5 protein-coding genes are annotated in these 6,609 nt (G+C 57.4%); 2 read left to right on the top strand and 3 right to left on the bottom strand.

What is annotated here, in order from left to right; all coding sequences use genetic code 11:
* Both ACTJLA_RS07980 and ACTJLA_RS07975 read left to right on the top strand, forming a co-directional pair.
* On the top strand, positions 1-2,103 hold a 2,103-nt coding region (locus ACTJLA_RS07980), incomplete at its 5' end, for an RHS repeat domain-containing protein (RefSeq protein WP_440840950.1).
* A gap of 445 nt (positions 2,104-2,548) precedes the next feature.
* The gene (locus ACTJLA_RS07975) at positions 2,549-3,013 is read left to right on the top strand and encodes a hypothetical protein (RefSeq protein WP_198791256.1); all 465 of its coding nucleotides are present in this window, start codon (positions 2,549-2,551) and stop codon (positions 3,011-3,013) included.
* 128 nt (positions 3,014-3,141) lie between these two features.
* Here ACTJLA_RS07975 and ACTJLA_RS07970 read toward each other — a convergent pair whose 3' ends face one another.
* From ACTJLA_RS07970 to ACTJLA_RS07960, 3 genes are all read right to left on the bottom strand, one after another.
* On the bottom strand, positions 3,142-4,593 hold the full coding sequence (locus tag ACTJLA_RS07970; RefSeq protein ID WP_034128771.1) for a mannose-1-phosphate guanylyltransferase/mannose-6-phosphate isomerase: 1,452 nt from the start codon (positions 4,591-4,593) through the stop codon (positions 3,142-3,144).
* Positions 4,594-4,753: 160 nt separating this feature from the next.
* The gene (locus ACTJLA_RS07965; protein ID WP_032893493.1) at positions 4,754-5,410 is read right to left on the bottom strand and encodes an alginate O-acetyltransferase AlgF; all 657 of its coding nucleotides are present in this window, start codon (positions 5,408-5,410) and stop codon (positions 4,754-4,756) included.
* Positions 5,411-5,427: 17 nt separating this feature from the next.
* Entirely contained in the window at positions 5,428-6,600 is a 1,173-nt protein-coding gene (locus ACTJLA_RS07960) for an alginate O-acetyltransferase (RefSeq protein WP_314547803.1), read from the bottom strand.
* Positions 6,601-6,609 lie beyond the last annotated feature (9 nt).

Genomic DNA, 6,609 nt, shown 5'->3' with positions numbered 1-6,609 from the left:
CAAGCAGCCGGTGCTCGCAGTACTTTGCAGTTCAACCCGGTGGGCAATGTGCTGGAGCAAACCGATGCGCAGGGTAATCGGCAGCGTTTCAATCACACCATCGACGGCCGATTGCGCGAGGCCTGGCTGCAGCTGAAAAACGCGACCGCCGCGCAGCGGCTGGTACATGACATTCACTACAACGCTCAAGGACAGATAGAACAGCAAACGGCAGGCAACCAGGTCACCAGTCGGTTTGATTACTGCCCGAAAGACGGGCGATTGAACCGTCTGAGCGCTGCCGGGCCTAGCGACGAACCGCTACAGGATTTGCACTACGTCTATGACCCGGTGGGCAATATCCTTAGCCTTGAAGACAAGGCACTGCCGGTGCGCTTCTTTGCCAACCAACGCATCGAGCCGATCAACCGCTATACCTACGACAGTCTTTACCAGTTGATCGAAGCCACCGGCTGGGAGGGCGGCAGCGCTAATCGCGGGCCTGCTCATCTCGAGGATCCGGCTGCCGTGGCTAACTATCGTCAAACCTATCGCTACGACGCTGGCGGCAATTTGCTCGAGCTGATCCACCACGGCCCACAGCAACATGGGCGTGTGTTGACGGCGGCCAAGCACAGTAATCGCTGCCTGCCCGAGGTGGGCGGGAGGCCACCGACCGAAGCGGAGATTGCCGAAGCCTTCGATGCCAGCGGCAACCTGTTGATGTTGGACCGGTGCCGAACACTGAGTTGGGATGCACGTAACCAACTGAGCCATGTGCATATGGTGGAGCGCACGTTGCGCCTCAATGACACCGAGCGCTACGTCTACGGTGCCGACGGCATGCGCAAGCGCAAGGTGCGCACGACGCAAACCAACGCCCGCACCTTGGTCAGTGAGACCCGATATCTACCAGGGCTGGAAACGCGCGATGGGGATGGCGAGAAACTGCACGTCGTCACCGTCCAGGCCGGCCGCACCACGGTGCAGGTGTTGCATTGGGAAGGCGCGGCGCCGCAGCAACTGGCGAATGATCAATACCGTTACACCCTTAGCGATCATCTGGGCTCTTGTTCGCTGGAACTGGACGGTGAAGCGCGGATCATCACTCGCGAGACGTATCATCCGTTTGGTACGACGGCCTTCACGCAGAAGGGTGATTCGAGCGAAGAGAGTTATCGCACGTTGCGTTATTCGGGCAAGGAGCGGGATGCGACGGGGCTCTACTACTATGGGTTCAGGTACTACGTGCCGTGGTTACAGCGATGGAGTAATCCCGACCCTGCAGGTGAAGTGGATGGGCTTAATCGCTATGAGATGGTGCGCAATAACCCAGTGACGTTCACAGATATCCTTGGGCTTTCACCCACCGTGTGGTTTACCTATGTTGATGGTCAAGAGCGGGCGTTAAGTGATAATGAACTGAGAGCTGCGTTTAGCGATGGGACACCTAAGATCATATTCTCGGGGGATGGCCACGCCAGTCCCTCATTTGCTTACGCCTCGGATATACCTGATGTAATGGCTGCAAACAGAAACGGTGCGCTAAGTTTGTATGTGGAAGCCACTCCAACTGACGCAGCCATTAAGGTTGAAAAATTCATTCCTGAATTTATCGACAAAAATAAAAGCGCGGTGATTGGGTGGGAACCAGAAGAACTCTCGACTTCGATGCTAGAGCTCTTTATCATCGCGATGGAACATTCTGAGTCGAGTGTAATCTCGTCGGGCGCGGTTTTGGATGATGTCGAGATGCTTGGAGCGAAAGTTACCAGCCAGTTATTTATGCAGGCTGAAGAGTTAGCCAAGGAGTTTTCATTGGTTATTTCAGACTTTACAAAGCCGGAAGGTTATCCCGAGAGTACCGTTGAGCGATTAAGAACTATCACCTCGTCGGTTTGGAGGGATGAATTCATTAACCCGTATCTGGCGGAAAAAGTCGGGGTTGAGGCGAGTGCAAATAATGACCGTACATTTATGGTTTCAGTAGGGTTTGCCCATCTGGATGTTCGCTACAATCCGGTTCAGCAGATATTGAACGAAATAAGAGAGACTCATGGCTTTCAACAACGAATCTTTTTTAATCGATCCAACAACCCTATAGTAGTTAAAGCAGAGCAATAATTTTTTAATCAATAAAGGGTGTTTGCACTCAGTAAAAGCGTTCCCGCCACTAGCGATGGATCAGTGGTGTGCTGTCTGCCGACATCATGAGCCCACAAAGTTTTTCCGTAATCTATGGGGGCCGTCAAGCTGTGAAAAGGGCTCCCGAAGAAGACTGAACAGGCACCGCAAAGCCCAAATAAAAAGCCCCCACCCAACCCACTCATAGCTGACATGGATCTTCTGAAAAAGAAGGGATCCTATGAATCTCTGAGGCCGTCAAACCTCATCACGAATGCGTCGTGGTAGGCGCAAGGATCGGCAAGATGAGGGCAAGGGTCAACGTAGGTCATTGCACCCGACGATGTGGGAACCGGTTTGAATAACTTGCCACACAGTTTGCGCAAGGAGGCTTGGTTGATCAACGACGGAACCCAACGTTGCACTTATACAATGTGAGTTTTTTATGAATATTTCAGACGCCGCTGTAAGCCTGTCCACCCCTCTCAGCGTGTCCGCACCAGCGGAGGCCTCCAGCCAGGCAGGACACGTGCAAGCGAGTGCCGCCCCCCTCGAATCGCGCTCGGGGCCGCGTATGCAAAGTATGGGGCTTACGAGCTTGCGGCAAACTGTGCTGCAAGGCCTCGGCGATACAATTCGTTCGCATGTTTTGCCATCCTCAGTACTTCATAGCACCGACAGTTCGAAAGACAAAGCCTATGGGGCCGCGTTGACGTTCGTTGGCGGGATGGCGAAGGTGGCCGGCAAGAAGATGGCAAGCTCAGGTGGCGTTTCCTCGAAAGTCGCAGGTTCGGCGCTGATGTGGGGGGGTAAAGCGGCGGAGAAAATCGGCAAGAACACGTATAAAAATGCTGAACCCAAGGAGGACGGCAATTACAACGCGTTTGCACCGCGTAACTGGGTTCGTTAAAAACAGGCCTGACATCCCGCGAGGAGCTTTCTGTCTGTTTTGATGGTCATTGAACCGAAAAGCCCCCACCCAACCCACTGCGGATAGGGGACGCAATGGGCTGGGCGAGGGCTTCTTGTACGACTGTTTTACTGCGCGATAGTTTTCACCGATACACCACGTTCAACCGGTGTCGAGCGACCGTAGATATCTTCGAAGCGCTCGATATCGTCCTCACCCAAATAGCTGCCCGATTGCACTTCGATGATCTCCAACGGGATCTTGCCCGGGTTGCGCAGGCGGTGCACCGAGGCGATCGGGATGTAGGTGGACTGGTTTTCGCAGAGCAGGAACACGTTGTCGTCACAGGTGACTTCGGCGGTGCCGCTGACCACGATCCAGTGTTCGGCGCGGTGGTGGTGCATCTGCAGCGACAGGCACGCGCCCGGCTTGACCGAGATGTGCTTGACCTGGAAGCGGCCGCCCATGTCCACCGAGTCGTAGGAGCCCCACGGGCGGTAGACTTCGCAGTGGTTCTGGGTCTCGCTGCGGCCTTGCTCGTTGAGGGTGTTGACCATCTGCTTGACGCCCTGGACCTTGTCCTTGTGGGCAATCATCATCGCGTCCTTGGTTTCCACCACCACGATGTTGTCCAGGCCGATCACCGATACCAGTTTGCCGTTGCCATGCACCATGCAGTTGCGGCTGTCCTGGATCACTACATCGCCCTTGCTCACGTTACCGTTGGCGTCTTTATCATTGACCGCCCACAGCGAGGCCCAGCAGCCCACGTCGCTCCAACCGGCTGCCAGCGGGACTACGCAGGCGCGCTGGGTTTTTTCCATCACGGCGTAGTCGATGGAGTTGTCCGGGCAGCACGCGAACGTGGAGTCGTCAAAGGTCACGGTGTCGGCGGTCTGCTCGCTGCGTTCCAGGGTCAGCACGCAGGTGTCATAGATATCCGGGTCGTGCTTTTTCAGCTCTTCGAGGAAGCGGCTGGCGCGGAACAGGAACATGCCGCTGTTCCAGAAGTAGCCACCGCTTTTGACGAACTCGACCGCACGTTTTTCATCGGGTTTCTCCACGAACTGCTGCACGCGGCTCACGCCTTCAGGCAGCAGCGAGTCGTTGGTGGACTTGATGTAGCCGTAGCCGGTTTCCGGGCGGGTGGCCGGCACGCCGAACAGCACCATCTCGCCACGCTCGGCGGCCACGGTGGCCAGGGCCAGTGCGCGTTGCAGGGCTTTCTGGTCGTCGATCACGTGGTCGGCGGGCAGTACCAGCATCAGCTCGTCACGGCCTTCGTTGACCAGCATCATCGCGGTCAGGGCCACGGCCGGCGCAGTGTTGCGGCCGAAGGGTTCCATCAGGATGCGCTGGCAGTCGAGCTTACGTGCGCTCAGTTGCTCGTTGACGATGAAACGGTGATCTTTGTTGCAGACCACGATGGGGGCGTCCATGCCTTCGAACACCAGGCGCTCCAGGGTTTGCTGGAACAAGGTGTGCTCGCCGGTCAGGGCCAGGAACTGCTTGGGGAACTGTTTACGGGAAAGCGGCCAAAGACGTGAGCCGCTACCACCGGAAAGGATTACTGGGATCATGGGTGTTTCTCCTTGAATCAGTTTGGGTCAGAGCTACGAAGGTTTGTCGTTTCACTCTTGTTTTTGTCTCGGTCCTGAGTTGAAACCCGGTCAGTGTGGGAGCTGGNCCATCGCAGGCAAGCCAGCTCCCACAAGGGGGCATGTCAACTCAGGGAAATAGTCAGCGGGTCGACACTGGGCGTTTCACCCACACTGGCGACAGGCTCGAACCAGAACCGGTGACATACAGCACCGCCGCTTCACCGCGTTCCAACGCAACCGGCTTCACATCGCCGACTTTCTTGTCACCGTCATACAACGCCAGGCTCACTTTCACCGGGTTGATCTCACGCTCGCCACGGCCCTTGGCAGCCACCGACTTGACCACATCGGTCTTGCCATCGGCGGTTTTCAGGGTCAGGGCCTTGTCGCTGAGGTTCTGCACGCGCACCAGGGATTTCTGCTTGTTCTTGAACGGCGGTTCTTCGATCAGTTGCGGCTGGCCGCTGCCACTGTTGACCAGGGTGTAGTAGTGGTCGGCAGCCAGTTTGACCGGCAAGGTCTGGCTGCCGACCTTGGCGCTGTAGTCGCCGCCCGGCATGAAGCTGAAGTCGCTGCTGGCCAGTGGCGCAACGTCGCTGAGGTTGGTGCTGCCGACGGTGGCGCTGACTTCCTGGTTGCTGGCGTTGTAGATACGTACAAAGCTGGAGCCTTTTGGTGCGGTCGGGCCGTACAGGGCGGCATCACCGGCAGCGAAGGCCGACAGGGATACGAAGCTCAAGCCCGCTGCGATAGCCAGGGTTTTAGCGAGACGACGAGGAGTAGTAGTGAAAGTCATTGTGAGTTACCTCTCTTTCAGTTTTGCGCCCGGTCGGGCGTCTCGGATTTAGATGTGTTGATTGCCATGTTCTGTTGGCGCGAACCGGCTTGTTTAAGCTGCGCAACCCAGGCTGGGTCGGCATCACCGATTTCGTTGTTAACGGGCAGATAGCGTTCAGGAAACTCCCAGATCAGCACCTGGGGCGGGCTGTTCTTGAAGTCATCACTTTTGAGATAGCTGAGCATCGGCAGGATCGGGCCATGGCCGTCTTCGGCGTAGCTGACCACGTCGCTGTGCAAGGCTTGCTTGAGCGCACCGACGAAGTTCCAGTTGGGGTTGGCGCTGTAGCTGGTGCCGACCAGTGCCACCGGGGTTTCGCTGTCGCTGAACAGCGCGTCATCACCTTTCTCTTCGGCCAGGTGGGTGACACGTTTTTCCAGCGGCTCTTTAGGTGGCATCAGGTTTTCGAACAGCGGGTCCAAGGGCAGGAACAAACGCAGGTCGCCTTTATGCGGTTCGGTTTTCTCGGCCTCGGTGACAAAACGCTGCGGCTCGCCGCTCAGTGGGGTCTTGTCGGCAATCGCCTTGGCCAATTGCTTGGCGGCGACTTCGGCACCGTCCGGGGTCCAGTGGGTATCGGTACGCAGGAACACCTGCTTGCCGGCGAGCTTGGCCTGTTGCAGCGGGCCGAGCAGGTCTGGCGCCGGGATGTTGTCTGCCGCCACGCGAGCGTGGAAGTCCTGGTACAGGTTGGCGTGGATGCTCGCCGGTTTCACCTCACCCAGGTGTTCCGGATACAGGCGCACCTTGGCCGGCACGATCGCCATCACCAGTTGGATGCCCTGGGCCTTGAGCTTCTGGCGTACGCCTTCGACCAGCGCGTAGTTGCCTTGCAGGTTCTGGTCTTCGTTGACGGCGGGGTTGAATTCCTCGTCGCTGTACAGCCAGTGATCACGGCCCAGCACCACGCCAGGGCGGCCTTCATTGAACAGCTTGTAGTCCAGCGCGGCCCACAGGTTGGTGCCCAGGCGCTTGATCGGGAACTCGTCGTCGTAGTGGGTCTCGACGGCTTTGGTCCAGCGACCGTTAAGCACCGTGGCATCGGCGTTGGTGCTGAAGCCAAAGAAGCTGCGCAGCGACCAGGCGCCCAGTGCCAGCAGCAGCATCAGGAACAGGCTTATGTAGAGGACGCGTAATGAACGGGTCATGGTCGGCTC

The sequence above is a fragment of the Pseudomonas sp. 22072 genome, from assembly GCF_052046095.1.
Taxonomy (GTDB): Bacteria; Pseudomonadota; Gammaproteobacteria; order Pseudomonadales; family Pseudomonadaceae; genus Aquipseudomonas; species Aquipseudomonas paracarnis.
The sequence above is the reverse complement of the archived record's forward strand: the minus strand, read 5'-3'. Positions and strand labels throughout refer to the sequence as shown.

Bases quoted from the DNA above. Each gene is read 5' to 3' on its own strand.
- ACTJLA_RS07965 (WP_032893493.1), bottom strand. From the start codon at position 5,410: ATGACTTTCACTACTACTCCTCGTCGTCTCGCTAAAACCCTGGCTATC.
- ACTJLA_RS07975 (WP_198791256.1), top strand. From the start codon at position 2,549: ATGAATATTTCAGACGCCGCTGTAAGCCTGTCCACCCCTCTCAGCGTG.
- ACTJLA_RS07960 (WP_314547803.1), bottom strand. From the start codon at position 6,600: ATGACCCGTTCATTACGCGTCCTCTACATAAGCCTGTTCCTGATGCTG.
- ACTJLA_RS07970 (WP_034128771.1), bottom strand. From the start codon at position 4,593: ATGATCCCAGTAATCCTTTCCGGTGGTAGCGGCTCACGTCTTTGGCCG.